Source organism: Streptomyces sp. NPDC001536 (assembly GCF_042894505.1).
Classification (GTDB): Bacteria; Actinomycetota; Actinomycetes; order Streptomycetales; family Streptomycetaceae; genus Streptomyces.
The window spans coordinates 1-25,604 of sequence record NZ_JBIAVQ010000023.1; the positions used below are offsets into that span (position 1 = coordinate 1).

The following is a 25,604-nucleotide window of genomic DNA, read 5'->3' on the forward strand; positions in this document are numbered from 1 at the left end:
GCGACCTCGCCTGGGCACTCCTCGACTGCATACCCGCCACCAAAGGCCTCACCAGCATCGCCAAACTCGGCATGCTGTGGAAAGCCGGCGGACTCCGCGCCCTCGGCGCCGGCGCCATGGGCGGCATCGGCGGCGGCCTCAAAAACCTCGCCGAAATGGCCAGAGGAGTACGCAACGGGCTTCAGGGGCTCCGGCAGATCGACCGCATGCTCCAGACCGGTGGTGCTCTACGCCGCGCACGCAGCGACTTGGACTTCGTCACCGAATGGGCGGACGAGGCGTACGACACGATCCGTTCCACGGATGACATCGACAATGTGGCCGCATCGGCGGCAGAGCACGGATTCTCCAGATCAGATGTGGAGCAGATCAAGAATCATCTCTTCGAGGAGGAGCACCTGCTCGACAGTTACGGCGACGCGTATATGGCACGTTTCGACTCGAACCCTCGAATAGCCGAGGCATGGCAGCGCCTTGCGAACGGCGATCCACATCCGGCTGACATAGACCTGCTCCGGCACGAACTGCACGAGTCGAACCACATGAGGAGCACCGGCAGCCAGAGCTACAGCGAAGCACATCGGGCTACGATCGACGCTGGATACACTTGGGATCAAGCTGCCGCCGCCCGCGACGGACACGGGCGCCCTGTCACCGCCGAGGAATAAAGATGGCTCACTCCTTCCTGCTCAAACTGACAAGTTCCGGAGCATCTCCGCACATTTACCGAGCTCTCGTTGACGGCACACGAGAGACCTTCCTGACCTTCGACGAGGCCACCGCTTCGATTCAGCTGACGGATTCCCAGGGAAAATCCACCGGCATCATGCGAATGAACCTGTCCGACGGAAACGTCAAAGTGACAGCCGCGGAATCGACACCGGAACTTCAATCCGAAGCCGACGACTTCTCACTGATGGCAGCCCACCTCACCGCACAATGGAAGCGCCTGGGGCACGCCCCGACCGAGATCCGAAAGTTCTTCGCCTGACCGGGATTGCGTTTCAGGACCACACAACTACCCCAAGACCCTGCGACAGCGGAGCAAACCTCAGCGGCGACGGCGGCCCCGGACACACCCCGCCTCGCCAACACATCCGGGGCCGTCGCCGTCGCCCGTTCGAGCATGATCAGGACACAGCTCACACCCCCCGCGTGCCCCATACGCCCTGAATTGCCTCACTTCACAGGCAAGTTCGCTCTGGCGAAACCCGGAACCCCACCGATACCGTCAGACCTCTTGACTGAACTTATTTCTCACGGGGAGTTCACTGTGAAGCGCCGCTCTTTGCCCGTTGCTGCCGCGCTGGCGGCGACGGCGGCACTGCTGTTGACGGCCTGCGGTAGCGGGGATGACAGCGCAAACGACAAGATCGCGGGCGCCGACCATGCGTCGGCGTCTCCGAAGGAGTCGGCGTCGCCCTCGGGAGCACCGGCGGAGGACAAGCCGGACGGGGTGGATGTCTCCTTGCCCAAGGACATCAACTTGGTCTTCGACTGGGACGCGCCGAAGGACAAGAACGAAGCGGCAGCAATGGAGGACGCCGCCAACTACATCCGGGCCATCTACCACGGTGTCGACAAGCGCACGGCCAACGACGCAGCCGTCGTCGCCTACTCCACCGGCGACGGACTGCACTACGCGCAGGTGCAGATCAACGACAGGGTCAAAGGTGGCTGGACGGCCACCGGCACCCGGCGTCAATACAACGTCAGCACCCGGTCCGCCGCGAACGGCAGCGCGGTGGAGGTCGCGTTCTGCGTGGACTCAAGCAAGTTCTACGGCAAAGAGGTCAAGACCGGGAAGGTCCTGAAAACCACGCCCAGCATCACGGACTTCGGCTATTTCAAGATCATCATGGTCAAGGCCCCTACGGCCGACAGCCTGTGGCAAGCATCCAAGGTGTATGTCCAGGAGAAGGCGGCGAAGTGCCAGTGAGCAAGTCACGACGCGCGCTCCTCGGCACAGCAGCGCTGACGCTGGCCTTCGGCATCGCCGCCCTCACGGAACCGGCCTACGCCGGGGAAGGAACGGGCTTCGGCGAGGGCAGCACAACAGAGCAGTCAGGTGGCGGCGACAACACCGGCATCTACGCCGCCGCAAAGATCCAGTACTCCGGATCCGTCGCCAAGAACGGCGGCACCGGCAACGTAACGTCCTCCGACGTCAACTGGACGCCCCCGCCCTGCTGGTACGCCCCCTACCTCGGCGCCGAGGACTTCAAGAAGAAGATGTCCAAGTCGATCGAAGACGCGGCGAACACCCCAGGCATGGGCGGCACCTCGGGCTCGGCACTCGGTGAGTTGCAGCGCCACTACGAGGACGAGTACGGCTGGACCGACACCCCCGGCTACAAGGACTACAACGTCGACAAGGACGGCGAGGGGATGTTCTGGGCCGCGGTCGAGAACCCCAACGAGCCCGACGTGCTCAAGCGTGGCTCCTGCACCGACCTCCCCTTCTGGGTCGACAACGGCGAAGCCCCGCCGCCCCAGTACGAAGAAGCGATCACCCCGGAGATCCTCGCGGCCCTCGCCTACCAGCACATGGAACTCCCCGACACCGACGTCACCCTCGCCCCCGAGGCCACGACCAAGGTGAACCTCCCGACCTGGGCCTGGCTCGACAAGGCCGTCTTCGACGAGGTCCAGGCGACAGCGGCCATCAACGTCCCCAGCTTCAACATCACGGCCACGACCACCGCGAAGCCGGTGTCCCTGAAGCTGGAGCCGGGCACCAAGGACGCCCAGACCTACCCGGCCTCCGGCGAGTGCACGATCAACGCCGACGGCTCGATCGGCGAACCGTACGCCAAGGGCAAGTCGGACCAGACCCCGCCCTGCGGCCTCAAATACCTCCGCTCCTCCGGCGACGGCACCTACAAACTCCGCGCCACCATCACCTGGGAAATCGCCTGGACCGGCACGGGCGGCGCCGGCGGCGACCTCCCCAACGGCACGTTCGGCAACGAACAGGACATCACCGTCCAGGAAATCCAGGCCGTCAACCGCTGACCACGCGGGTGGCCGGCGAAGCATCCACTCGTCGGCCACCCGAAGAGACCGGAACAGGACATGAGCGACCTGCGACTCGAGGACACAGTCTTCGAGGACCTGAAGAAGACCTTCTCCTCCATAAGCGACCGCATGGAGGACGCCCGCCGCGACCTGAAGGGCACGGACGCCACGGCCGTCGGCGAGAGCAAACTCGTCGAGGACGTACAGGACTTCGCCGACGAGTGGGCCTATGGCATCAAGCAGCTGGGCAAGCACACCCATGGTGCGGTGAAGATGATCAAAAAGATCGGCGACACCTTCGGCAAGCTCGACCTGGACCTCGCCGAGTCCCTCAAGACCAAACCGAAGGGCAAGTGAGGTGGCAGGTCAGCGGTCCTTCCCCCACATAGGCTGGGACCCCACTCCGGGCAACGTGGAGGACACCCGGGAGATCGCCAAGCGCCTGGGCAAGTTGGCGGGCGAACTGGGCACCGCGGTACGCGAGTTGGAGCGGGTCGAGACCGGCGACTGGAAGGGCAAGACCGCCGTCGCCTTCAGCGAGTACATCGGCCAGGACGTCACACCTCTCATCCGCAAGAGCCATGAATCCTTCGACAAGGCTTCGCGTGCGCTGCACCGCTGGGCCCGCGAGCTTCAGGACTTCCAGGACGAGGCGGACCGGCTGGAGAAGTCCGCCGGGGAGAAGCTCGAAGCCAAGGAGAACGCCAAGGAAGGCACCGAGGAATACGGCAAGGCCTCAGGTGCGGTGACCGGGCTCATCAGCAAGGTCCACGATCTGGAGGACCGCTACAGCCGAGCCGCCGGCCACATAAGCAAGGAACTGGACAAGGCCGCCGACATCGCCCCGAACGAGCCCGGATTCTGGGACAAGTTGGGCAACGGCATCGCGGACGCCTGGGATGCCACCGGCGACTGGCTCAAGGACCACGCCGACCTGATCAAGGCGATCGGCGACGTACTCAGCAACATCACAGCGGTGCTGGGTGTGCTGGCGATCGCCACACTCCCCTTCCCGCCCCTCGCGGCCATCTTCGGTACGGCGGCACTCATCGGCGCGGGACTCACCCTGGCTGCGCACGGTGTGGCCAAGGCGGCCGGCGCGGATGTGAGCTGGGCCCAACTCGGACTCGACGCGGTGGGGCTGCTGCCGGGTATCGGGATGTTCGGCAAGGGAGCCAAGATCGTCGGTGCGTCCAAGGCCGCACTGACCGCCGGCAGACTCGGCAAGGGCTTCGAGGCAACCAAGATTGCTGGTGGCTCCCGAATCATCATGTCCTTCGGAAAGGAATCCGCGGACATCGTAGGAGGATTCGGCAAGGCCGGCTTGGTGAAAATCGGAGGCTGGTCCGACGAGGCCTACCAGGTCGCGCATACGAGCAGCGGTTTGATGTCACGCATGGGGGGCCTCTCCGTCGCGGGCTATCACCAGGGGCAGCTGATCGGCTCAAAGGGGGCCAATCTCATACCAGGGGTGAACATCAACCCGTTCGGGGCGGGAGGCATAGCTCTCGACGCCGGCCTCAAGATCGCTCCCAAGATCTACAGCCACGTGACAGGGGACTAGCTCGCGAGCCTGCCTCGGGGACCTGGAATCCGCCTTGGCATGGCATCGTGAAGTGCGAAACCAGCAGCCCCCAAATTGTCGCGAAGGAGGATCCGTACCGATATGAGCGTCTGGCTGCCCCAAACGGGCGAGACACTGATCGCCCGCGCTCCCGTCACGTTCGCCACGGGCGCGGCCACGCGTGTCAAGGGAATGCGATGGTTCCGCGACACCGAGCGCAACGACATCCAGAGCGAACTCGCGGGCTGGCCGGAAGGGCCGACCTATACCGCCCGTTCCACGGGAGACACGGCCGCCCGGAACACGGTCAAAGGCGCGGCGATCGCCGCCGGTGTGGCCATCATGGGCCTCTTGAGTTCTCAGTCGGGCAGTGTCGGCCCAGGAAAGTCGGACAAGGGCTCGGACACATCCCATGACCGGCCCGACGAGGTCGAGGACTTCCCCGTCATGTGGGCAGCGCCCGGCACCGTCGCCCGCACTCTCCCCTGGCAGTTGGACCCGGCCCGGAACTCTGAGAAGCAGTACCGTACGCACGCGGTCATCACTGACCGCCGACTCGTGATCGTGGGCTTCCCCTACGCCAAGGGAAGCGAAAGCCTCGTCGACGACGAGGTCCTCTGGGAGACACCTCGGTCCGCCATCGAGAAGGTGGAACTGCGGGAGTTCAAAATCGGGAACGACGCCAAAATCGTCTTCACGGACGGCTCATGGTGCCGAGTGAGCAGTGTCGCCAGGGAGAGGCTCACCCGGTACCTGATCGAACCGTTGGACTTCATTCCACTGAGCTCGCTCACCCCGGCACAGCGGAGCACCGCTGAATCCTTCGCCACGGCCCAAGCACCAGACGCCCAGTCACCTCTTGTGAAGCGGAACCCCTGCGGCTGCTTCCGCATCGAGGTTCTGGCGCCGAGCACCGTCAAGGCTTCCTTCGGTCACTCGGGCCTGCACACGGTCATGGATGCCGACGGCACCGAGCTCAAGCTCACCCAGTACCACTCGGAAGACTTCCTGACATGACCATCCCCTTGCACGTCACGCATGCCGACGAGAACCTACCGCCCCTCTGGTTCTTCACGCCGGAGGGCTTCTTCACCCTCCCGCTCGGCCTGACTCCCGAGGAACGTGCCGAACGCGCCCACTCCTTCGTACGAGAGCTGTACTCCCGAGGCGACGACAACATCTGGGAGCCTGCCGCGCCCTATTACGCGGCAATAGCCGAACTCATGGGGAGCACGGGTGTCTCCTACGGCGCGATGGCCCTGTTCTCCACAGCGGAGGACGGCAACACGACAGACGGGGAAATCACCAGGCACGAGCCTTCCGACGGCGTCGCCCAATGCGCCCTCACCGTGGGCATCGTCCCCACGGACCAGAACGACTCGGACACAGACGTAGTGGCCCAGGGCATCCTCGCGGCCCTGTCCAGTGACCCGTACAACGACGCCATCTGGCTCGACCTGCCCTGCGGCCCGGCGGTGTCCTGCATCTCCGTCCGCGAGTACAGCCTCAACCCCGAGATGACAGCGAACGGCGAGCCGGCGAAACTCCTCACAGGCCAGATACAAGCCCATGTCCCCTTCCCCACCGGCCCGTTCACTGCCGTCTTCACCCTCCACACGGCTTCGATGGACCAATGGGCAGAGATCTATCGCATGATGACGGCAGTCCTTCAAACCGTCTCGTTCGTCGACCCGGTCGAAGCCCTGGCCGGGGATTCCTGAGGCTACGGAGACCCCACCTCGTTACCGTCGGCATCGACGGGAACCAGCCTCATAGTGGCCACCAACGCGTCAATCAGCCGCGTGGCCTCCTCAGCATCCTGCGCCTTCCACCACGTCGCCTCGACAATCCCCAGACTGTCAAGCCCGGGAGGGAAGACGGCGTACTTGACGAGACCGGCCATCCAATCCCGGCCGAACCCCAAGCGCCTGCTCTTGTTCTTCAGTTCGGCCTGCATGCGAACCGCAGGGCCGACAGCCAGATCCAGATACCGGATGTGCGGCTGACCTACGACTTCCGCATCCGAGTGTTCCAGGAGCAACGGCACTACTTCGGGAGGCGTGGGCCTCGGCTTCCCCTCATCGACGTACGTGTCGAACCTGAAATCCACCAGGCACCGCCCGTCGGGTGTGTAATAGGCGGCTGCGTGAAGCGGCTCGTCCCTGTTCAGAGACAGCGCCCGTTTCCTCAAGTCCCGCATCAGGATACGGGGCTTGACGGTGAGTCCAGCCGAGTCGAACTGCGTCGCCGCAACCACGGTGGCCGCCGCCCAGGCTTCGACCCAGTCGAATTTCTCCAGCATCAGATCAACCCAACCCGGCTGGAAGTCGACCTGGCACACGTGGTCATCCACCGGCGCGCCCGCTTCAGAAGCGTTGACCACCATGTCCTCTCAGGCAGACGGCAGGCTCACGTCATCAGAGGACACTTCAAGAGTCCATGTCACCGTCTGCACAATCCTGTTCGCTGCTGCTTCCATCTCTTCGTCCAGGCCCGGGGCAGTCCATGACATGAGAAGCACGACAGCGCTCTCGGAGCCAGTAGGGAGAATCCCGTATGTGACCGTCTGAAGCAGGATCCCAGGTCCACGGCGCGGGGAGCCCTCAGCTACGAAGTTCTGACGAATGCGCACGGCAGGACCGGCCGGCAAGTCGGTGCGTGAGATCTGTGGAGGGGCAAGCTCGTCGGGATTGATCAGGTCGACTTCCAGGAGCCCGAGCGCGGTATCGAGTCCGTCCGGGTAGAAGGCGAAGGCGTAGAACGGTTCCCGGCCGCGGCTGTCCTTGGCCCAGTCCCGCAGATCCTTCCTGAGCGTCCGACGATCCAGGTCGTAGCCCGCGGCCTTGCTGCGCTCCCACAGTTCCGCGGCGGTGCTCTTGGACCAACTTGCGACATCGTCCGACGGCTCGATCGGAAGCGGTACCCAGGTGGTGGGGCAGGAGATTCCACAGTGCGGGACAGGATTCATCTCACAGATACATGTCGCTACGTGGAACGAGGAGCTGATAGTCGACTTCGTTCTCCTCACCCATCGGGCGTCAAGGCGGCGTGGAACGACTGCAGCCGACTCATCTGCGACATCACACAATCCAGCGCAGAGACTCGGAAATGGATACGCAGAGCCGATGCATCGGCCCAGTCATCCCGCTCAGCGGTACCGCGAACATGAGGACCAGGTAGCCGACTGCGCCCGGCATCTGGACATACAGATCCATCGTGGTCGGAGTGAGGATCCGAACCGTCTCTCCTGCCGGGAGCCTAACCGTCGACACCTCGGCGGGGCGCGAACTCTGTTGCTCTCTCTTCTCGAACGACTGCTGAAGGTCCTGAGGCGTCAGAGGGCCAGTCCTGGGGATCAGGGAAACGATGAGCGTCGCAGGCATGATGCTGCGGTCTTCCAACTCCGACCGCAGGAAGTACTCCAGCGCCCCACCTCTGACCCCCGCCTCAGCCGTGTTGCGCAGCATCACCCAGGCCTCGTGCTTGGCCTCGGCCGTGACGTTCTTACCCTCGGCCTGCCGGTCCACAAAAGTCTTGAGCTGGGCCCGCCATCGGTCCTGCGTAAGGTCGATGCGGAACCAATCCCGCGGAACCAACAGCCGGTAGTCCTTGGGAGGTTCCGTTGCATCAGGTCCCGTGGTCATCCCGGCATCACGATCGGCTTGCCGGCGCCGTTGTACAGGCGAACGCTCTTCGCCACACCGGCAAACATGGAGGAGAAAATTTCCCAGCCATCAGGCGTCGGTGTGCCCATCTCCATTACCACGGCCGTTCCGTTGGTCAGCGGTATCTGAACCTGAATGAAGGATGTCCAGATGGGCTCATCGTCGCCGGAAACAGTAAGACTTCCGTCCAAGCTGCTCTTCCGGGTTCCGATGCAGGAAACCGCAGGTCCGCAAGGGAGTTCAATCTCGCTGATCTGTCCCAGACCGAGGTGCCTCATCGTCGAGCCGATGAAACCCACTGGGTTGGAGCCTACGCGATCATCCAGGTCAATCATGCTCACGCTCACCGTGGCCGTGCAGCGCTTGTCATCCACCGTGGTCATGCAAATTCCCGCGTACTGAACTCCTGCTTCGATGAAGGAGTCGTATTGTGCTGCGATCATGACCGCCCACTGCAACTGTACCTCGAAGGTAGCCTCCGGCATCGCCCTACGAGCCAACTCCACCAGTTGCTCGGCAAGCTGATCCAGGTCTTCCGCATCCATCGGGAATTCGAAGAATCCCTCCGGCATAACCCAGCGGACATCGATACCTTGGGCTCCCATGGAACCTGGAAGGTTCTCTTTAGGCGTAGTCGACGTCATGTCCGACCTTCATCCTCATCAAACTCTGAATCCGCCACATCAGGATGGAAGTTCGCGGCGAAGGGATAAGGGCCGTAGTGAGGGTAGTGGGCAGGGATATCCGCTCCCCCACGACGGGCCACGTGCGCCAACTCACGGTACTTCCGGGCACGGGCTCGTAGGTTCTGGCGGACGGGATCACCCCAATGCCGCACGACACTTCGAAAAAAGAGGGAGATCAGCACCAGTACAACGACCGCGGTCGCCGCAAGGTAGCCGTACCGTGCCGTGCCCGACTCCCAGTACTGAGCCACACCACCCCAATAGACCACGGCACCAAATCCGACAATGGCAAGCGGGACACCGACTTTGACCCCCGCGTCGAACATGGCTAGCTCATCGTCGTGCCGCTGCCGGAGCATTTTCAGCACGGCCCTGTCGTCGAAGAAATCGAAACGAAGCGCTCTTGTCGCCTCCTCCGCAAGTGCTTTGACTGCGGGAACCGCAAAGACCACTTCCCCAGGAACCAGCCGTGCACGGTCTCCTCCCCTGCGGCCGATGAATTCCCATTCCGCGAGTTCGGCCGAATCAGTCACACCAACCACACTCCCTTCATACAACTTCGACTAGATGTCATGGCTCGTTGTTCAAGCGGCCAAGGCTGCGTGGAAGGGTGCCGGTGAAGCAGCAGGGGACGGGCTGGGGGTCGTGGTGGTCGGTGAATCCTGGCCGCCGACCGGCGGCGACGGCGTAGGGCTCGTGTCTGGGCTGGGCGTATCCCAGTACGGCGTTTCGTCACCGGTCCGTTCGCCGTTTTCGCCGTTGAACATCCGGTTCAGGGCACCCGCGAGTCCCGTGCCCTTGATCACCGCAGTAATCTTCTTCCCTTCAATCGGTACGAACTCATCGGCAAACTTTCCAAGCTTGAACTTGCTACCAAGCTTGGTGCCAATGGCGAGGACCCTGTTCGTAACCGTTACACTGACGCCATTTAGAGCGTTGAACCCGATGCCCTTGATGGCATCGCTTGTTTTGAAGCCCATACCGAGCCCCTTCAACTTAGACAAACCCTTGAGTCCTTTGAGCGCAGTGAACCCCTTAAATACTCCAAGTCCAGGCATGACACCGAGGACATCGACCGTCAGCTTCCACCAGCTCACCTTTCCACCGCGAACCCGCATGTCGTACGCGTGACCTGCCAACGCTGCCGCACTCGCCAGCACGGCAGCAGTAGCGAGAAGTGGCACTAGGAACTGCAGCGGTGGGACAAATGCACAAAAAACCGCCGCTACAGACAGGATCGCAGAGATGTTGGCAAAGCCATCCGCCCAGTCGGCAAGGAAATTCATGAACCCGCCGGGGTCACGGACGGCATCGTGGTGCACCACGTTCTTGATGTGTCTGGCAGCATTCTCCCCAGCTTCGTCAAAGATCTCCTTGGCATCCTTGACGTCCTTTCGTGCCTGACCGATCCGGTGCAGCGCCTCGTCGCGCTTCTTCTCCCACCGCTCGTACTCCGACTTGTCCGCTTCAGGGATCTCGCTCACGAGATGCTTGTCGGTGAACTTCTTCACCTCCCGGTCAGCGAGATCGTGGTCCGACTCCGCCTCCCGATAGTCCGCAAGCGCCTTGTCTGCCTTCTTCTGCGCGCGGTCCAACTCGCTGGCGAATTCCTTGGACCCGCCCCCCACCTTGGTGCCCAACGCTTTGGCTGCCTCGTCGTACCGCTCGAACGACTTCTTGAGGCGGTCACCGGCACCGTCGGCGATCTCATTGAAGGCCCGCCCGGCCTCGCTGTCCCAGCCTTCCACCGAGGCCAACGCCTTGACGACCCGGGCCTGTTCATCAATCATGTCGGCCATTTTGCGCAACTTGCGCCCGAGAGACGCGACTTCGTCTGGATTACCGGGAGTGGGGTCTCCGTCCCAAAGAGGCGGCCAGTCCGTGGATCGCCTGCTCACTTCTTCCCCTTCCCCGTGGCCTCAGCGATAGCCTTCGCCAACTCGTGGTCGATCTCTTCGTATTTCTGGGCGGCGGCAGCGGTGTACTCCGCGAGGCTCTTGAGTTCCTTCGTCAGCTTCTTACGCGTCTTCTTCCACGTAGTACCGAAATCATCGAAGGCATCCTTCAGGTCACCATGCCCGAGATCGTCGTTGTAACCGTCGGCGGGGTTTCCGTGTTCGTCGAACTCTCGGTGAATCTTGCCGAGTGTTCGCGAGCACTCCTTGATCGTGGCGAGGTCGAACGAGATTCTGTCAGCCATTGAATTCCCCCATTACGGACATGAGACACTGTCGCAAGGTGTCGCCCCGCAGACTGCGCGAAAGGTGAGACGGCGTGTCCAGGAGTATCGACCGAACCCTACGCAACCGCCTCGGCGTCGCCCTGGACGCCGCCGCATGGTGCACAATCGGCAAAATCCCCACACCTCCCCCTGAAATACACCAAGCCGCCGGAGGGGCAGCGCTGAAGCCTGCATCCATCAGGCCACTCGGGCTGCTCGGCCTCGTACTCGGCGCGCCTTTCATGTTGGTCCTCGCACTGCTGGCGCTGCTCGCCTCGGCCGAGGAAGCCCTCAAAAAGTGGCTGGCGACCGGTTCTGAACGCGAGAAGCTCCTGGCCGCAGACCTCGACATCGAGCGCCGCGACGAGACCGCCACCGAACTCGGCCTCGACAAGACTTTTGACGGCGACTGGAGCAGGAAGGCCGGGCAATTCCTGCTGCGTTGGTACAGCCATTCCTCGCACCACCAACGGTTCGTCGTCCTCGCTCAGGGCCGCATCCTGCTCGCTGCGCCCCCCAAGCGGGTGTCCATCGGAAAGGAGCAGCGCATGCGCATCGTTGCCGAGATTCCCGTCGGAGAAGCCACCCTGGAGGACCCACTCCCCGACTATGAGTACAACAAGCTGCGCATCCGCTTCACGGACGACTCCTGGCTGGTCTTGACGACCAAGGAGATGCGCAGTGATCTACACGAATACCTGACGCGTCATCCGATGGCCGGCGAGGACCACAGCGTCGAGGCGTGAGGCGAAGGTGCGGTGGGACAAGAAGTCACGCCCCACCGCACCTCAACAGCACAGACGGCGCAGCCTGACTAGCCCTTGGCGCTCTTCGCCAGCTGGTCATCCAGATCCTCGTACGCCTTCTTCGCGTTGGTGAGGAACTTGGACAGACCCTCCAGACCCTTGACGGTCTTCGCCGCGCCCTTGGTGAAGTCCTTGATGGACTCGTCGTAGGCGCCGGAGGCCTTCGTGGTGGTGAAGCCGTTGGCGACGAGCTCCTCGACACCCTTTTCGATGGACTTCAACATGTCTTCCATGTCGCCCATCGCCTTGATGAGGTCGTTGGCCTTCTTCTCCATCTCGGAATAAGTAAGGTCTGTGTCCTTGGCCATGACGGCTCTCCCTCCCGTTGCGGTCGCCGCAGGGCCATCCCCGTGGCTTGACTGATGCGATCGGGCCGGACATCACCGGCCGTCCGCATGAGCAAAGATCTTACGGGTGGGGCTGTTGGGATGACAGGGACGTCCGGCAACAGAAGCGTGAACCAGTGCACATCCCGGGAGCGTCCCTCTCCTGTGAAGCCCGTGTGCATCCCGTTGCGCAGGGGAAAGGTGCGTTGGTTAAGGTCACTGCACTGAGTTCAGCGTTCCGGGGGCGGCCTCAGCCCAGCGAGGAGGACGAACGTGCGCCTGAGTCTGACCGTCGTCGACCCGATCGGCGGGGCCAGCGCCGATGTGGTGCTCGACGCCGATCCGGAGTCGTCGGTCGGCGACATCACTCGGGAGCTGGCGCGGCACGTCGGATTCGACGGCGGCGCGCAGATCATCCCCATCGGTGGACACGCCAACCCTGGAGGGGCACCGCACGCCTACGTCGACGGCTACCCCCTCGACCCGGCCTCGAACATCGTCGGCTCGCCCCTGCGCGAGGGCGCCGTCGTCAGCCTGCACGACCCGGCCGGCTGTGTGCTCGGTGAGCCGACCGGCATCGTCGAGTTCCGGGTGGCCGGCGGCCCCGCCGCGGGCGCCGTGCACCGGCTCGGCGTCGGACGGTACGACATCGGCAGCGGTCCGGCCGCCCCCATCCGTATCGACGATCCCGAACTCCCCGCGCGCGCGGCCACCTTGTCGATCGCCATCGACGGCACGTGCGACGTCACCCTCCACGGCGTCGACAAGATCGACAAAGTCGACAAGAAGGACGCCTCCGAGAAGAAGGACGACGACCACCCCCGTCTCGACGGCGAGGACTTCGACGGCGGCCCCTGGCCCCTCGGCTCCCAACTCGCCCTCGGCAACACCCTCCTGGAGATCGACGGCTACAGCCCGCCGAACGCGGCCCTGAAGTGGTCGGAGGACGGCGCCGGACTCGACTACAACCGGCCGCCGCGACTGCGCCCGGCGGAGCGCAAGACACAGTTCCGGCTGCCCTCGCCCCCCAGGGACTACGAGGCACGGCCGCTGCCCTGGCTGATGGCCCTGTTCCCGCTGGTCGGCGCCGTCGTCTCGGTCATGATCTTCGGCCGCTGGTACTACATGATCATGGCGCTGATGAGCCCGCTGATGCTCTTCGGCAACTACTTCATGGACAAGAAGCACGGACGCAAGTCCCATGCGAAGCAGGTCAAGGAGTACAAGGAGACCAAGGAACGGATCGAGAAGGACGCCGAGGACGCGCTGCGTCTGGAGCGGCTCGACCGGCGCAGGGCCATCCCGGACCCGGCCGCCGTCCTCGCCTTCGGCACCGGACCCCGCACCCGGCTGTGGGAGCGGCGGCGCACCGACGCCGACCACCTGCTCCTGCGCGTCGGCACCGGCAAGGTCCGCTCCGAGGTCGTCCTCGACGACCCCGAGCAGGACGAGCACAAGCGCCAGGTCACCTGGAAGATCCAGGACTCGCCCGTCGCCCTGCCGCTGCGCGACCTCGGGGTCGTCGGCATCGCAGGGCCCGGTGACTCCGCCCAGGCGCTCGGACGGTGGGTCGTCGCCCAGACCGCCGTGCTGCACAGCCCGATGGACGTCCAGTTCTACGTGCTCACCGAGAACGAGGCGCACCCGCGCTGGGACTGGGTGCGCTGGCTGCCGCACTCCCGCCCGGCGAGCGGCCAGGACGTCAACGTCCTGATCGGGACGGACGCCGAGACCGTCGGCGCGCGCGTCGGTGAGCTGACCCAGCTGCTCGACGCCCGGCAGAAGGCGCTGAAGGAGAACAACAACAGCGGCGGCGGTCCCGCCTTCTCCGACCCCGACATCGTCGTCGTATGGGACGGGTCGCGGCGGCTGCGCTCGATGCCCGGCGTCGTCAGGCTGCTGCGCGAAGGTCCGGCCGTCGCCATCTACGCCCTCTGCCTGGACGAGGAGGAGCGGTTCCTGCCCGGCGAGTGCCAGGCCTACGTCGTGGCCGAGCCCCGGCACACCGACGACAGCGCCGCCGCGACACCCGTGGCGCAGGCCTCCGCCGGTGGCTTCCCCTCCTTCCAGGCCTGGCACCACGGCGCCCAGCAGGACCCGCAGAACACCGAGCGGGCTCTGGAACTGCGGCTGCGGGTCGAGCAGACCGGCTCCCGCCGCAGGACCGACGTCCGCCCCGACTTCGTCTCCGCCGCCTGGTGCGCACGGCTGTCCCGGTCGCTGTCGCCCCTGCGGGACATCAGCGGCGAGACCGAGGACTCCGCGCTCCCCTCCTCCAGCCGCCTCCTCGACGTGCTCCAGCTGGAGCCGCCGACACGCGACGACATCGCCGCGCGCTGGCGCATGGGCGGGCAGTCCACGATGGCGGTCATCGGCGAGTCCTACGACGGTCCCTTCGGCATCGACCTCCGGCGGGACGGCCCGCACGGGCTCATCGCCGGTACGACCGGTTCGGGCAAGTCGGAGCTGCTGCAGACCATCGTCGCCGCGCTCGCCGTCGCCAACACCCCCGAGAACATGACGTTCGTCCTCGTCGACTACAAGGGCGGCTCCGCGTTCAAGGACTGCGTCAAACTCCCGCACACCGTCGGCATGGTCACCGACCTCGACGCCCACCTCGTCGAGCGCGCCCTGGAATCGCTGGGCGCGGAGCTGAAGCGGCGCGAGCACATCCTCGCGGCGGCCGACGCCAAGGACATCGAGGACTACCAGGACCTGGTGCGCCGGGACCCGTCCCACGCGCATGTGCCCCGACTGCTCATCGTCATCGACGAGTTCGCGTCCATGGTCCGCGACCTGCCCGACTTCGTCACCGGCCTCGTCAACATCGCCCAGCGAGGCCGCTCCCTCGGCATCCACCTCCTGCTCGCCACCCAGCGGCCCAGCGGTGTCGTGTCGCCCGAGATCCGCGCCAACACCAACCTGCGGATCGCGCTGCGCGTGACCGACGCGGGTGAGTCGAGCGACGTCATCGACGCCCCCGACGCCGGTCACATCGCCAAGAGCACCCCGGGTCGCGCGTACGTCCGGCTCGGCCACGCCTCCCTCGTCCCCTTCCAGTCCGGCCGCGTCGGTGGCCGCCGCCCGGGTGCCGCCGATCCGGCGGCGCTCGCGCCGTGGGCCGGTCAGCTCGCCTGGCAGGACCTGGGCCGGGCCGGGCTCACCAAGCCCAAGTCCGAGGCCCGCGAGGACGACGAGATCACCGACCTCAAGGTGCTGGTGGACGCCGTACGGGAGGCCAACGAGGCCCTCGGCATCCCCGCCCAGCACTCCCCGTGGCTGCCCGCCCTGGACGAGATGCTGCTGCTCGACGAGATCCCGGCGGCGCACAGCCAGGGAGCGCTGCCGGCGGCCCCGTACGGCATCGAGGACCTGCCCTCCGACCAGGCCCGCCGCCCGGTCGTCGTCGACTTCGCCACCTTCGGGCACCTGCTCATCGCCGGCGCCCCGCGCAGCGGCCGCTCGCAGGTGCTGCGCACCATCGCCGGTTCCCTGGCCCGTACGCTGTCCAGCGCCGACGTCCATCTGTACGGCATCGACTGCGGCAACGGCGCCCTGAACGCGCTGACCAGCCTGCCCCACTGCGGCGCCGTCGTCAGCCGTAACCAGCAGGAGCGCGTCATCCGGCTCTTCAGCCGGCTGACCGGTGAACTCAACCGCCGCCAGGAGCTGTTGGCGGAGAAGGGCTACGCCGACATCGGCGAGCAGCGCTCCTTCGCCGCCGAGGACGAGCGGCTGCCGCACATCGTGGTGCTGCTCGACCGCTGGGAGGGCTGGCTGCCCACCCTCGGCGAGTACAACCACGGTGACCTCACCGACCAGGTGATGGCGCTGATGCGGGAGGGCGCGAGCGTCGGCCTGCACCTGGTGATCACCGGTGACCGCCAGCTGCTGACGGGGCGGATCTCCTCCCTCACCGAGGACAAGTACGGTCTGCGCCTCGCGGACCGGGGCGACTTCTCGATGCTGGACATCAACGCCCGCAAGATCCCCGAGGAGATCCCGCCGGGCCGCGGGTACGCCAGCGAGACGGCCACGGAGACCCAGTTCGCGCTGCTCGCCGAGGACACCACGGGTCAGGGTCAGGCCGCGGCCCTCGTCGCGATCGGCGAGGCCGCGGCGGCGCGGGACGCCGAACTGCCGCGCTCGCGCCGCCCGTTCCGCGTGGACGTGCTGCCCAGCCGGATCTCCTTCGCCGACGCCTGGGCGATGCGCGACCCGGCGGCCAGCGCCTCGCCGCTGTGGTCCCTGGTCGGTGTCGGCGGCGACGAGCTCACCGCCTTCGGCCCCGATCTCTCCCAGGGCGTCCCGGCGTTCGTGATCGGCGGCCCCGCGAAGTCCGGACGCAGCACGGTACTGCTGAACATCGCGCGGTCCTACCTCGCCCAGGGCGTACGCGTGATCCTCGCCGCGCCCCGCCCCTCCCCGCTGCGCGAACTGGAGGGACAGGACGGCGTGTTGAAGGTCTTCACGGGCCGGGACATCGACGAGGACGAGATGGAGGAGCTGATCGGGTCGGCCAGTCCCGAGCAGCCGATCGTCACCCTGGTCGACGACGCGGAGGTGCACGACGACTGCGACGCCGAGGACATCTTCAAGCGCATCGTCGAGCGCGGTGTCGAGGAGGGTCTCGCCGTCGTCATCGCCGGTGACGAGGAGGAGATCTGCGACGGCTTCTCCGGCTGGCAGGTCGACATGAAGAAGGCCCGCCGCGGCATCCTGCTGTCCCCGCAGGACAGTTCCGCGGGCGAGCTGATCGGCATCCGCACGAACCGCAGCATGGTCGGCGGCCAGATCACCCCGGGCAAGGGCATGCTGCACCTGGGCACCGGCGAGCACATGACGGTCACGACACCGATGTAGCGCACCGCGAGCGCGACAGGGCCGCGGGACGCCTCGGCGTCCCGCGGCCCTGTCGGCTCCTCAGACAGCCGCCAACGCGTAGAACTCCGGCCCGTTCGTCACCAGCATCCGGTAGCTGCCCAGCTCCCGCGGATCGTCCGGTTTCAGTGTCTCCTGATGGGCCTTCCCCGTCGTGACGCAGGCGCGAGCGGTTGTGACGCGTGCCGATGATGTGATGGTGTTCGCTATCGCAGACACAGTCGTAACGGCCGGTACAGACGGGGATGACGGGGCATGGGCGGGGGATCGGCGAAGCCGAGGCGGAGGAAGGCGGCGGGGTCCGCGCTGCGGTACGAGCATCGGCCGGGGCGTCCGTCGTCGTCGCCGATCGCGAAGATGAGCGTCGGGGAGAAGGTGTTCGGCTGCCTGGTGCTGCCCGTCTTCGTCCTCCTCATCCTGCCGCTGGCCGCCATCGGCATGAACTGGGGCCACGACATCTGGGGCACCCTCGCCCCCGCCTGGCCCGGCGGGGCATACGCCTTCGCGGCCACCGTCGGCGCTCTGGCACCCCTGGCCTTCGGTGCCTGGGTGGCGCCGCTGACCCGGATGACGTGGAAGGAGAGCAAGCCGCGCTCACTGGCCTGGGTGGCGACCTCGCTCCCCGGGCTCGCGGCCTGCTACCTGGTCGCCGGTGTGATCACCGCGTACGCCCGCCCCAAGCGGCGCAGCAACTGGGACGGCGACTGCTACAGCACGGGCGGCGCCTGCTGGGCGCACGAGCGGTACCCGTACCTGTGGGCGGCCGGCACCCTCGCCACCGTCGCCGTGATCGCGCTCCTGATCACCTTGTTCGTGAAGTACGGCGTGAAGAGGACCGAGAACGCCGACTCCCCCGAACCCGCCCTCAGTTGACCTTCGACATCCGCGCCTCGGGATTCCCCTCCGCCGCGCTCTGCGAGACGTACCGCAGATCGTCCCCCACCGGCTCCAACCGCACCGTGTGCGGCGCCGGGTTGCAACCGCCATGGTTGCTCTTCGCGCCCACGGAGGTCGCCACGAGCCCGGTCTTGGTCACTTCCTTCAGGGTGAGTACGTCGTTGCAGACGCCGCCGAAGATGTCCGTCTGCTTGAGCTTGCCCAACTCCTCGCCGACGGCGGCCTCTTGGACGGTGAGCCGGAAGGTGCCCATGGGGATGCCGGAACCGCTGCCCTGTCCCTCCCAGGTGCCGAGGTAGCGGTCCGGGACCACCTGCTCCAGCGGCTCGACCCCGCTGGGCTGGTCCGCGGAGGTCGAGGCGCTCGGCGTGGCGTAGGAGTCCGAACCCGCGCCGCCCGCGTCGTCGTTGCGTTTGCCCGGCACCAGGTCGAACAGGAACACCGACCCCACGGTCACCGCGGCCAGCGCCCCCGCCACCGCGAGCGCGACCGTGCAGCTCATCCGCCGCCCCCGGCCTTCCACCCCGGGCACCGAGGTGGCCGCCACGGAGACGCTGAGCCGGCCCGGGCGGGTGTCGGAGAGCGGGACGGCGTCATGAGGTTCGGGCCCGCGCGGCTCGGGCACGCCACCGGACGGATGGCTCCCCGGAGCGAAGGCGGGCGGCGCCGGCACGGACCCGGCCCCCGGCATGACAGAGGGCATGACGGGCGGCGGCCCGAACTCCCCCACCGTCTGCGCACCGGCGACCGCCGCGTCCCCCACCGACGCGCTGCTGAACCCCACCGGCCCCGAAGCGACCTCCCCGGACGCCTCCAGGTTCAGCAACCGCACCGCACCCCGGCTCACCTGCTCCACCAGCGCCCCCGGCAGCCACCCGCCCGCCACCAGCCGTGCCGCGCCCTCCGGAGCGAGCCGTCGGGCCACCTCGCCCGGGGTCGGCCGGGTCCCCGGCGACTTGGCCAGGCACTGCGCCGCCAGGTCCCGCAACTCTCCGCTCAGCGCGCCGAGTTCCGGCTCCTCGTGGACGACCTTGTAGAGGAGGGACGCCGAGGAGTCCCCGGGGAACGGCGGTTCGCCCGTCGCCGCGTACGCCAGCACCGCGCCCAGCGAGAAGACGTCTGCCGCCCCCGTGATCCCCTTGCCGAGGATCTGCTCGGGTGACATATAGCCGGGCGAGCCGATGGAGACGCCCGTCGACGTCAGGGACGCCGTGCCGTCCACGGCCCGTGCGATCCCGAAGTCGATCAGCAACGGGCCGTCCAGGGTCAGCAGCACGTTCGACGGTTTCACATCCCGGTGCACGAGCCCGAGTTCGTGCACCGCCGCCAGCGCCTCGGCCAGCCCCGCCCCCAGCACCCGTACCGAGTGCTCGGGCAACGGGCCCCCGTCCGCGACGGCCGCCGACAGCGACGGTCCCGCCGCGTACGCCGTGGCCACCCACGGCACAGGCGCGTCCGGGTCCGCGTCCAGCACCGGTGCCGTCCAGGCGCCGCCGACCCGCCGGGCCGCCTCGACCTCGCGCCGGAAGCGGGCGCGGAACTCCTCGTCGAGGGCGAAGTGCGGATGCACGATCTTGACAGCGACCGTACGACCGCCGGCACTGCGCCCCAGATAGACCCGGCCCATACCGCCGGAGCCGAGCCGACCCAGCAGGCGGTAGGGCCCGACGCTGGTCGGCTCGTCGACTGCGAGCGGCTGCATGCTGCCTCCCCCATAAGGTTCAGATGCAGGTTAGGGCTGGAGCAGTTCCACCTTCACGTCCGCGGGAAAACCCGTCGTCGCCCCCACCCGCCGCGCGAACTCCGCGACCGCCTCCAGCTGCGGCCCCCCGAAGCGGAAGTCGAGGGTGGTGAAGTACTTCTCCAGGACCTGTTCGTCGAACTCCTCCCAGCGTGCCGCCTGCTCGGCGACCTTGCCGACCTCGTCCAGGGACAGGTTCCGGGAGGCCAGGAAGGCCTCGTGGACCTTGCGGGTGATCAGCGGTTCGCGTTCCAGGTAGTCCCGGCGCGCCGCCCAGACCGCGAAGACGAACGGCAGGCCCGTCCACTCCTTCCAGAGCGCACCGAGGTCATGCACCTCAAGGCCGTACTTCGGCCCGTCCAGCAGGTTCGCCCGCAGCGCCGCGTCGCCGATCAGGACCGCCGCCTCGGCCTCCTGCATCATCAGACTGAGGTCGGGCGGGCAGGTGTAGTAGTCGGGGCTCACGCCGTAGCGGTCGGCCAGGAGGAGCTGGGCGAGGCGGACCGACGTACGGGAGGTCGACCCGAGGGCCACCCTCGCGCCGTCCAGCTCGTCCAGCGGGACCTGCGAGACGATCACACAGGACATCACCGGGCCGTCGCAGCCGACGGCGATGTCGGGGAACGCGACGAGGTCGTCGGCGTTGCGCAGGAACTCGACGAGGGTGATGGGACCGATGTCGAGATCTCCCCGCACCAGCTTCTCGCTGAGCTTCTCCGGGGTGTCCTTCGTGAGCTCGAAGTCGAGGAGTGTGCCCGTTCTCGCGAGCCCCCAGTACAGGGGCAGGCAGTTCAGGAACTGGATGTGGCCGACGCGCGGCCGGGTGCGTGAATTGTCCACATCGTGAGGCTAGACCCTGTTGCCTGACGTACGATGGGCACCCCCGCCGTCAACACGACACGACCGAGATCAAACATCCGGGTGACGTGATCTTGGCCTCTATTGCTTTCGGCTGCCCGCATGCTAGGCTCGCCCGCAAGTTGCAGTTTGGTTTCCCTTGCAGTACAGAGCCTGCGGAGCATGTGACCGCGGGCTCTAGTCGTTTTCAGACGTATGCAGTTGTGCAGCACCGTTTCACACTTGCAGGTTCTGGAGCAGGGCAACCCTTTGGGCCCAAGGAGGGCTTATGGCTACCGGAACCGTGAAGTGGTTCAACGCCGAAAAGGGCTTTGGCTTCATTGCCCAGGAGGGCGGCGGCCCGGACGTGTTCGTCCACTACTCCGCCATCAACGCGAGCGGCTTCCGTTCGCTGGAGGAGAACCAGCAGGTCTCCTTCGACGTGACCCAGGGCCCGAAGGGCCCGCAGGCGGAGAACGTCACCCCCGTCTGAGACTCCTGAGTCTCTGATCCGGACCTGAGTGCAGTACCCAAGGAGCCCCGCGCCGCAAGGCAGCGGGGCTCCTGCCTTTCCCCTTGCCCAAAGACCTACATGTGCTGCATGACCAGCACGAACGTCGTCCCGGGCGCCAGCGCCTCGTACGAATGCGCCACATCCCCGCGATACGCCATGTAGTCCCCGGGCTCCAGCTCGACCTCCTGGCCCGCCGGCCCCGCCTTGACCCTCCCGGTGCTCACGATCAGATGTTCGACCGAGCCCGGAATGTGCGGTTCCGAGTCACGGGCCGCACCCGGTTCCGCGCTGATGTGGTAGATGTCCCGTCGCGCTCCGGGCGGGCTGGACGACAACAGCGTCCCGACATAGTTCGCCTGCTCGGACGCCACCGACGGACCCTGCCCCGCCCGGATGACCTGCACGGACGGCGCCGGCGGCTCGACCAGCGCACTGAAGGGCACCCCCAGGGCCACCGCCAGCGCCCACAGCGTCTCCACGCTCGGGTTCCCGCTCGCCCCCTCCAGCTGCGACAGCGTCGACTTCGCGATCCCGGCCCGTTTGGCCAGCTCGGACAGCGACAGTCCGACACGAGCGCGTTCTCGCCGCAGGGCGCCGGCGATCCACTCCAGGGGCAGTCTGGACGAGCTGTCAGACATGTCGTTCGCTCCATCGGTATGCACGTTCGCCTTGACGAACAACTCCGTTCCTGTTCATTGTAGAGAACATGCGTACGGCACAGCGAACGCCTCTTGTCGACCTCATCCGGGACGCCTCCCTCGTCTGGATCGCCAGCGGCGTCGTCGGCGTCTCCTTCGGCGCGATCGCCGTCGCCGGCGGGCTGCCGGTGTGGGTGCCGGTGGTGATGTCCCTCGTCGTGTACGCGGGCTCCGCCCAGTTCAGCGCGGTCGGCGTACTGCTCGCCGGCGGCGGTCCGCTCGCCGCGGCGGTCACCGGTCTGCTCCTGAACACCCGCACGGCGGCCTACAGCCTCGCCGTGGCGGACACCCTCGGCACGGGCCGCGTGGCACGGCTCGTCGGCGCGCACCTCGTCACCGACGAGACGGTCGCCTTCGCCCTCGCCCAGAGCGATCCGGTACGACGTCGTACGGCGTTCTGGGTCTCGGGGCTCGGCCTGTTCGCCGTATGGAACATCGGCGTCCTGGCCGGCGCCCTCGCCGGCGACGCGATCGGCGACACCGCCCGCTACGGCCTGGACGCGGCCTTCCCCGCCGTTCTCGTCGCCCTGGTGCTGCCCGCGCTGCGGGGGGATTCGGCCGTACGACGATCCGCGGTGCTCGGCGCCTGCGTGGCGCTGGCCCTCGTGCCGGTCGCCCCGGCGGGCGTCCCCGTGCTGCTGGCCCTTGCGGGACTCCTCGCCTTCGGCCGGAGGCGGTCGGCATGAGCGCGACGGTCGCGATGATCCTGGCGCTGGCGGTCGGGACGTACGCCTTCCGGCTGGTCGGCCCGGCCCTGCACGGACGGGTCGACCTGCCCGCGCGCGTCCAGGAGCTGCTCTCCGCCGGTGCCATCGTGCTGCTGACCGCCCTGCTCGCGACGGGGGCGCTGACCGAGGGCGGCGGCTTCGCCGGGTGGGCGCGGCCGATCGGGGTGCTGGTCGGGGGTGTGCTGGCGTGGCGCAGGGCGCCGTTCGTGGTGGTGGTGCTGGGGGCGGCGGGAACAGCGGCGGTACTGCGGGCGTTCGGAATGGCGTAGGGGATCTCAGGGGGACGATCAGTGCAGAAGCATGAAGGCGAAGAGGGCGGCGGATCCACGGTCCAGAGCCGCGTGGCGCTCTGTATATCCGTCGGGCTGTCGCTCGGCACGGCTCTCGGCCTGCTGCTGGGAATGGACGTCTTCGACGACTTCGGGTTCGGACTGGCCCTGGGGATCGGGCTGGGTACGGCCGTGGGGTCGGGAGTGGGCGTGGGGCTGATGCTGCGCCAGGGCGAATAGGCCTCTGCCGGACCGCCGTTGTCAGTGGGGGTCGCTAGGGTCCCCGACCATGACCGACTCCGATTTCCTGACCAGCACCCGGGCGTTCTACGACACCATCGCCGAGGACTACGCCGAGCGGTTCCGTGACGAGCTGACGGCCACGCCGATCGAGCGGGGGTTGATCGACGCCTTCGCCGCACTCGTGGGAAAGGGTGCCGCGGTGGCCGACCTCGGGTGCGGGCCGGGGCGGGTGACCGCGTATCTCGACTCCCTCGGGCTGTCGGTGTTCGGGCTCGACCTGTCGACGTCGATGCTGGCGATCGCCCGGCGGGAGAACCCGGGGCTGCGGTTCGAGCAGGGGTCGATGCTGGACCTGGACCTGGCCGACGGGTCGCTCGCGGGGGTCGTGTCCTGGTACTCGTCCATCCACACCCCGGTGGAGCGACTCCCCACCCTGTTCGCCGAGTTCAGGCGGGTCCTGGCCCCGGGCGGCCATCTGCTCCTCGCCTTCCAGGTCGGCGACGAGCCGAAGCGGCACGACCGGCCCTTCGGCCATGACGTGATCCTCGACTTCCAGCGGCGGCGGCCGGAGGCGATCGTGGAGCTGCTGGAGGCGGCCGGGTTCGCGATGGTCTCGCGGACCGTGCGCGAACCCGACCACGAGTGGGAGTCCACCAAGCAGGCGTTCCTGATCGCCCGGCGCCCCGCCTAGAGGTCCCGTGCCGCGATGTAGCCGAAGGTCATCGCCGGGCCGATCGTCGAGCCCGCGCCGGCGTAACTGCGGCCCATGACCGCCGCGCTGGCGTTCCCGGCGGCGTACAGGCCGGGGATGACCGAGCCGTCCGCCCTCAGCACCCGCGCCCGGGCGTCCGTGCGCAGCCCGCCCTTCGTGCCGAGGTCGCCGGGGACGATACGGAAGGCGTAGTAGGGGGGCAGCCAGAGAGGGGCGAGACAGGAGTTCGGGAGGACGGAGGGGTCCGTGTAGTAGTGGTCGTAGGCGCTGTCACCGCGGTGGAAGTCGGTGTCCGTGCCGTGCCTGGCAAGGGAGTTGAAGCGGTCGACGGTGGTGCGCAGAGCCGCCCCCGGGACACCGATGGCGGTGGCGAGGGCATCCAGGCTCCAGGCCTTCTTGACGGCGCCCGAGCTGTACCAGTCGTCGGGGAACACGAAGGTCGGCGCGATGTCCTTGAAGAGGTACCGGTTGCGGTAGTTCTGGTCGGTGATCAGCCAGGCCGGGATGTCGGGGTCGGTGGGGTTGCGCTCGTACATCGTGTGGACGACGTCGCTGTAGGGACCGGCCTCGTTGACGAAGCGACGGCCTGCGGCGTTGACGAGGAGACTGCCCGGGAGGGTGCGTTCGGCGAGACAGAAGTACGGCTGGCCCGGGAGCGGGATGGCGGGCCCCCACCAGGCGTCGTCCATGAGCGCGACGCCCGCGCCGACGCGCTGCCCCGCCCGTATCCCGTCGCCCGTGTTCTCCTTCGCGCCCACGGTCCAGTCGACGCCGATGGGCTGCTGCTGGTACTGGGTGCGCATGGCGAGGTTGTGCTCGAACCCGCCGGAACCGACGATGACGCCCCGGCGCGCCCGGTACAGACCGCCGGGGACGACCGCCCCGGCCACCGTGCCGTTCTCGACGAGGAGATCGGTGAGCGGGGTGTTCAGCCGCACCGGCACGCCCGCGTCCAGCAGCCCTTTGCGCAGTCCGGCGGCGAGCGACTGCCCCATGGTCAGCGGCGTCTGCCCGAGCGCGAGCGCCCTGGTGCCGCGGGCCAGGCATTCCGTGGCGACGGCGAGGCCCTTCACACTCACGGCGGACAGGGCGAGCCACTTGTAGTCGGCGCTGAAGACGACCATGCCGTCCGGGACTTCCATGTACGGCGGGTTCAGGTGGGCGAGTTCGGCGCCGAGGATGTTGCCGTCGAGGTAGTCGGGCTCGATGGAACGCCCGTTGGGCAGGCCGCCCGGCAGCTCCGGGTAGTAGTCGCTGTACCCCTCCATCCAGCGGAACCGCAGCGGGCTGTTGGCCATGACGAAGGAGATCATGGCGGGGCCGTTGGCGAGGAAGGCCCGCTGCCGGTCGGCGGGGATCTCCGGCCCGACGACCGCGGCGAGATAGGCGGCGGCCTTCGCGGGGGTGTCCGGTACGCCGGCGGCGAGGATCACGGAGTTGTTCGGTATCCAGATCCCGGCCCCGGAACGGGCCGCGGACCCGCCGAAGGTGGGCGCCTTCTCCAGCACGACACAGCTCAGACCCCGCTTGGCGGCGGTGAGCGCGGCGGTCATCCCGGCGGCTCCGGAGCCGATGACGACGACGTCGTACGTCCCGAGGAGCGGCAGGTCGGCGGCGCGGGCGCTCTGCTGCGCACCGGCCGCCACGGCCAGCCCGGCGGCCGCGGTGGTACCGAGGAGCTGTCTGCGGGTGGGTCTCGGTCTCGCGGCGTCCGCACTGGTGGTCGTCATGGTCGCTCCCGCCCGAAATCGGGTTTTCTGAGGGTGTGTCAGAAAGGGGAATGTGACGCGGGGACCAT

General features: G+C 67.1%; 27 protein-coding genes and 1 pseudogene. 16 read left to right on the forward strand and 12 right to left on the reverse strand.

Annotated elements, in window-relative coordinates:
- The 8 genes and pseudogenes from ACFY0U_RS41400 to ACFY0U_RS41435 all read left to right on the forward strand — a co-directional run.
- Positions 1-668: pseudogene (locus ACFY0U_RS41400) on the forward strand (hypothetical protein); the annotation flags it as partial.
- A 2-nt stretch (positions 669-670) separates the two neighbouring features.
- Positions 671-991 (forward strand): hypothetical protein, encoded by a 321-nt coding sequence (locus ACFY0U_RS41405; RefSeq protein WP_388645112.1) that lies wholly within the window; start codon positions 671-673, stop codon positions 989-991.
- Positions 992-1,273: 282 nt separating this feature from the next.
- The gene (locus ACFY0U_RS41410; RefSeq protein ID WP_388645113.1) at positions 1,274-1,939 is read left to right on the forward strand and encodes a hypothetical protein; all 666 of its coding nucleotides are present in this window, start codon (positions 1,274-1,276) and stop codon (positions 1,937-1,939) included.
- Positions 1,930-3,015, forward strand: a complete 1,086-nt coding sequence (locus ACFY0U_RS41415) for a hypothetical protein (RefSeq protein ID WP_388645115.1) — start codon at positions 1,930-1,932, stop codon at positions 3,013-3,015. Before ACFY0U_RS41410 ends, ACFY0U_RS41415 begins: the two co-directional genes overlap by 10 nt.
- A 60-nt stretch (positions 3,016-3,075) precedes the next feature.
- Entirely contained in the window at positions 3,076-3,375 is a 300-nt protein-coding gene (locus ACFY0U_RS41420) for a hypothetical protein (RefSeq protein WP_388645117.1), read from the forward strand.
- A gap of 1 nt (position 3,376) precedes the next feature.
- Entirely contained in the window at positions 3,377-4,582 is a 1,206-nt protein-coding gene (locus tag ACFY0U_RS41425) for a putative T7SS-secreted protein (protein WP_388645118.1), read from the forward strand.
- Positions 4,583-4,684: 102 nt separating this feature from the next.
- Positions 4,685-5,599 (forward strand): hypothetical protein, encoded by a 915-nt coding sequence (locus ACFY0U_RS41430; RefSeq protein WP_388645120.1) that lies wholly within the window; start codon positions 4,685-4,687, stop codon positions 5,597-5,599.
- Entirely contained in the window at positions 5,596-6,303 is a 708-nt protein-coding gene (locus tag ACFY0U_RS41435) for a hypothetical protein (RefSeq protein ID WP_388645122.1), read from the forward strand. Before ACFY0U_RS41430 ends, ACFY0U_RS41435 begins: the two co-directional genes overlap by 4 nt.
- A gap of 2 nt (positions 6,304-6,305) precedes the next feature.
- Here the strand turns inward: ACFY0U_RS41435 and ACFY0U_RS41440 are convergent, their stop codons facing one another.
- The 7 genes from ACFY0U_RS41440 to ACFY0U_RS41470 all read right to left on the reverse strand — a co-directional run bounded on the left by ACFY0U_RS41440 (position 6,306) and on the right by ACFY0U_RS41470 (position 11,133).
- Positions 6,306-6,968, reverse strand: a complete 663-nt coding sequence (locus ACFY0U_RS41440; protein ID WP_388645124.1) for a hypothetical protein — start codon at positions 6,966-6,968, stop codon at positions 6,306-6,308.
- A gap of 6 nt (positions 6,969-6,974) precedes the next feature.
- A complete protein-coding gene (locus tag ACFY0U_RS41445) occupies positions 6,975-7,550 on the reverse strand; it encodes a hypothetical protein (protein WP_388645126.1) in 576 nt (191 codons plus the stop codon).
- 112 nt (positions 7,551-7,662) lie between these two features.
- Positions 7,663-8,226, reverse strand: a complete 564-nt coding sequence (locus ACFY0U_RS41450; protein WP_388645127.1) for a hypothetical protein — start codon at positions 8,224-8,226, stop codon at positions 7,663-7,665.
- Positions 8,223-8,891: a hypothetical protein gene (locus tag ACFY0U_RS41455; RefSeq protein ID WP_388645129.1), complete on the reverse strand. Its 669-nt coding sequence runs from the start codon at positions 8,889-8,891 to the stop codon at positions 8,223-8,225. Before ACFY0U_RS41455 ends, ACFY0U_RS41450 begins: the two co-directional genes overlap by 4 nt.
- Entirely contained in the window at positions 8,888-9,466 is a 579-nt protein-coding gene (locus tag ACFY0U_RS41460) for a hypothetical protein (protein WP_388645131.1), read from the reverse strand. Before ACFY0U_RS41460 ends, ACFY0U_RS41455 begins: the two co-directional genes overlap by 4 nt.
- A 51-nt stretch (positions 9,467-9,517) precedes the next feature.
- A complete protein-coding gene (locus ACFY0U_RS41465; RefSeq protein ID WP_388645133.1) occupies positions 9,518-10,831 on the reverse strand; it encodes a putative T7SS-secreted protein in 1,314 nt (437 codons plus the stop codon).
- On the reverse strand, positions 10,828-11,133 hold the full coding sequence (locus tag ACFY0U_RS41470) for a WXG100 family type VII secretion target (protein ID WP_388645135.1): 306 nt from the start codon (positions 11,131-11,133) through the stop codon (positions 10,828-10,830). The genes ACFY0U_RS41465 and ACFY0U_RS41470 overlap by 4 nt, the downstream gene beginning before the upstream one ends.
- Positions 11,134-11,207: 74 nt before the next feature.
- Between ACFY0U_RS41470 and ACFY0U_RS41475 the strand changes: the two genes are divergently transcribed.
- Entirely contained in the window at positions 11,208-11,900 is a 693-nt protein-coding gene (locus ACFY0U_RS41475; protein ID WP_388645137.1) for a hypothetical protein, read from the forward strand.
- 68 nt (positions 11,901-11,968) lie between these two features.
- Here ACFY0U_RS41475 and ACFY0U_RS41480 read toward each other — a convergent pair whose 3' ends face one another.
- Positions 11,969-12,268, reverse strand: coding sequence for a WXG100 family type VII secretion target (locus tag ACFY0U_RS41480; protein WP_095046767.1), 300 nt, complete (start codon positions 12,266-12,268; stop codon positions 11,969-11,971).
- Between the two features lie 291 nt (positions 12,269-12,559).
- Here ACFY0U_RS41480 and ACFY0U_RS41485 point away from each other — a divergent pair, with 291 nt between their 5' ends.
- Both ACFY0U_RS41485 and ACFY0U_RS41490 read left to right on the forward strand, forming a co-directional pair.
- Positions 12,560-17,149, forward strand: a complete 4,590-nt coding sequence (locus tag ACFY0U_RS41485; RefSeq protein WP_388645139.1) for an FtsK/SpoIIIE domain-containing protein — start codon at positions 12,560-12,562, stop codon at positions 17,147-17,149.
- A gap of 375 nt (positions 17,150-17,524) precedes the next feature.
- Positions 17,525-18,040 carry a hypothetical protein gene (locus tag ACFY0U_RS41490; RefSeq protein ID WP_388645141.1) on the forward strand — a complete coding sequence of 172 codons (516 nt, stop codon included), beginning with the start codon at positions 17,525-17,527 and terminating at the stop codon, positions 18,038-18,040.
- On the opposite strand, the gene ACFY0U_RS41495 is transcribed toward ACFY0U_RS41490, so the two are convergent.
- Together ACFY0U_RS41495 and ACFY0U_RS41500 are read right to left on the reverse strand one after the other, a co-directional pair.
- Positions 18,033-19,766 (reverse strand): serine/threonine-protein kinase, encoded by a 1,734-nt coding sequence (locus tag ACFY0U_RS41495; RefSeq protein WP_388645143.1) that lies wholly within the window; start codon positions 19,764-19,766, stop codon positions 18,033-18,035. The two genes, ACFY0U_RS41490 and ACFY0U_RS41495, sit on opposite strands and share 8 nt — an antisense overlap.
- A gap of 30 nt (positions 19,767-19,796) precedes the next feature.
- Positions 19,797-20,645, reverse strand: coding sequence for a menaquinone biosynthetic enzyme MqnA/MqnD family protein (locus tag ACFY0U_RS41500; RefSeq protein WP_388645144.1), 849 nt, complete (start codon positions 20,643-20,645; stop codon positions 19,797-19,799).
- Positions 20,646-20,931: 286 nt separating this feature from the next.
- On the opposite strand from ACFY0U_RS41500, the gene ACFY0U_RS41505 reads away from it, so the two are divergent.
- Positions 20,932-21,135 carry a cold-shock protein gene (locus tag ACFY0U_RS41505; protein ID WP_003992177.1) on the forward strand — a complete coding sequence of 68 codons (204 nt, stop codon included), beginning with the start codon at positions 20,932-20,934 and terminating at the stop codon, positions 21,133-21,135.
- A gap of 95 nt (positions 21,136-21,230) precedes the next feature.
- Here ACFY0U_RS41505 and ACFY0U_RS41510 read toward each other — a convergent pair whose 3' ends face one another.
- Positions 21,231-21,794, reverse strand: a complete 564-nt coding sequence (locus tag ACFY0U_RS41510) for a helix-turn-helix domain-containing protein (protein ID WP_388645145.1) — start codon at positions 21,792-21,794, stop codon at positions 21,231-21,233.
- A gap of 68 nt (positions 21,795-21,862) precedes the next feature.
- Here ACFY0U_RS41510 and mprA point away from each other — a divergent pair, with 68 nt between their 5' ends.
- From mprA to ACFY0U_RS41530, 4 genes are read left to right on the forward strand one after another with little or no spacing between them, the layout of a single operon-like run.
- Positions 21,863-22,540 carry an MprA protease, GlyGly-CTERM protein-sorting domain-containing form gene (mprA, locus tag ACFY0U_RS41515; RefSeq protein ID WP_388645146.1) on the forward strand — a complete coding sequence of 226 codons (678 nt, stop codon included), beginning with the start codon at positions 21,863-21,865 and terminating at the stop codon, positions 22,538-22,540.
- Positions 22,537-22,851 carry an AzlD domain-containing protein gene (locus ACFY0U_RS41520; protein WP_388645147.1) on the forward strand — a complete coding sequence of 105 codons (315 nt, stop codon included), beginning with the start codon at positions 22,537-22,539 and terminating at the stop codon, positions 22,849-22,851. The genes mprA and ACFY0U_RS41520 overlap by 4 nt, the downstream gene beginning before the upstream one ends.
- A gap of 21 nt (positions 22,852-22,872) precedes the next feature.
- Positions 22,873-23,091: a hypothetical protein gene (locus ACFY0U_RS41525; protein ID WP_388645148.1), complete on the forward strand. Its 219-nt coding sequence runs from the start codon at positions 22,873-22,875 to the stop codon at positions 23,089-23,091.
- 49 nt (positions 23,092-23,140) lie between these two features.
- Entirely contained in the window at positions 23,141-23,785 is a 645-nt protein-coding gene (locus tag ACFY0U_RS41530) for a class I SAM-dependent methyltransferase (protein ID WP_388645150.1), read from the forward strand.
- Here the strand turns inward: ACFY0U_RS41530 and kstD are convergent.
- Entirely contained in the window at positions 23,782-25,536 is a 1,755-nt protein-coding gene (kstD, locus tag ACFY0U_RS41535) for a 3-oxosteroid 1-dehydrogenase (RefSeq protein WP_388645151.1), read from the reverse strand. The two genes, ACFY0U_RS41530 and kstD, sit on opposite strands and share 4 nt — an antisense overlap.
- Positions 25,537-25,604: the final 68 nt, after the last annotated feature.

Coding starts and splice junctions, on each gene's coding strand:
- ACFY0U_RS41445 (WP_388645126.1), bottom strand. CDS start 7,550: ATGAATCCTGTCCCGCACTGTGGAATCTCCTGCCCCACCACCTGGGTA.
- ACFY0U_RS41455 (WP_388645129.1), bottom strand. CDS start 8,891: ATGACGTCGACTACGCCTAAAGAGAACCTTCCAGGTTCCATGGGAGCC.
- ACFY0U_RS41405 (WP_388645112.1), top strand. CDS start 671: ATGGCTCACTCCTTCCTGCTCAAACTGACAAGTTCCGGAGCATCTCCG.
- ACFY0U_RS41430 (WP_388645120.1), top strand. CDS start 4,685: ATGAGCGTCTGGCTGCCCCAAACGGGCGAGACACTGATCGCCCGCGCT.
- ACFY0U_RS41510 (WP_388645145.1), bottom strand. CDS start 21,794: ATGTCTGACAGCTCGTCCAGACTGCCCCTGGAGTGGATCGCCGGCGCC.
- ACFY0U_RS41470 (WP_388645135.1), bottom strand. CDS start 11,133: ATGGCTGACAGAATCTCGTTCGACCTCGCCACGATCAAGGAGTGCTCG.
- ACFY0U_RS41440 (WP_388645124.1), bottom strand. CDS start 6,968: ATGGTGGTCAACGCTTCTGAAGCGGGCGCGCCGGTGGATGACCACGTG.
- ACFY0U_RS41480 (WP_095046767.1), bottom strand. CDS start 12,268: ATGGCCAAGGACACAGACCTTACTTATTCCGAGATGGAGAAGAAGGCC.
- ACFY0U_RS41505 (WP_003992177.1), top strand. CDS start 20,932: ATGGCTACCGGAACCGTGAAGTGGTTCAACGCCGAAAAGGGCTTTGGC.
- ACFY0U_RS41420 (WP_388645117.1), top strand. CDS start 3,076: ATGAGCGACCTGCGACTCGAGGACACAGTCTTCGAGGACCTGAAGAAG.
- ACFY0U_RS41495 (WP_388645143.1), bottom strand. CDS start 19,766: ATGCAGCCGCTCGCAGTCGACGAGCCGACCAGCGTCGGGCCCTACCGC.
- ACFY0U_RS41435 (WP_388645122.1), top strand. CDS start 5,596: ATGACCATCCCCTTGCACGTCACGCATGCCGACGAGAACCTACCGCCC.
- ACFY0U_RS41520 (WP_388645147.1), top strand. CDS start 22,537: ATGAGCGCGACGGTCGCGATGATCCTGGCGCTGGCGGTCGGGACGTAC.
- ACFY0U_RS41450 (WP_388645127.1), bottom strand. CDS start 8,226: ATGACCACGGGACCTGATGCAACGGAACCTCCCAAGGACTACCGGCTG.
- mprA (WP_388645146.1), top strand. CDS start 21,863: ATGCGTACGGCACAGCGAACGCCTCTTGTCGACCTCATCCGGGACGCC.
- ACFY0U_RS41490 (WP_388645141.1), top strand. CDS start 17,525: ATGAGCGTCGGGGAGAAGGTGTTCGGCTGCCTGGTGCTGCCCGTCTTC.
- kstD (WP_388645151.1), bottom strand. CDS start 25,536: ATGACGACCACCAGTGCGGACGCCGCGAGACCGAGACCCACCCGCAGA.
- ACFY0U_RS41530 (WP_388645150.1), top strand. CDS start 23,141: ATGACCGACTCCGATTTCCTGACCAGCACCCGGGCGTTCTACGACACC.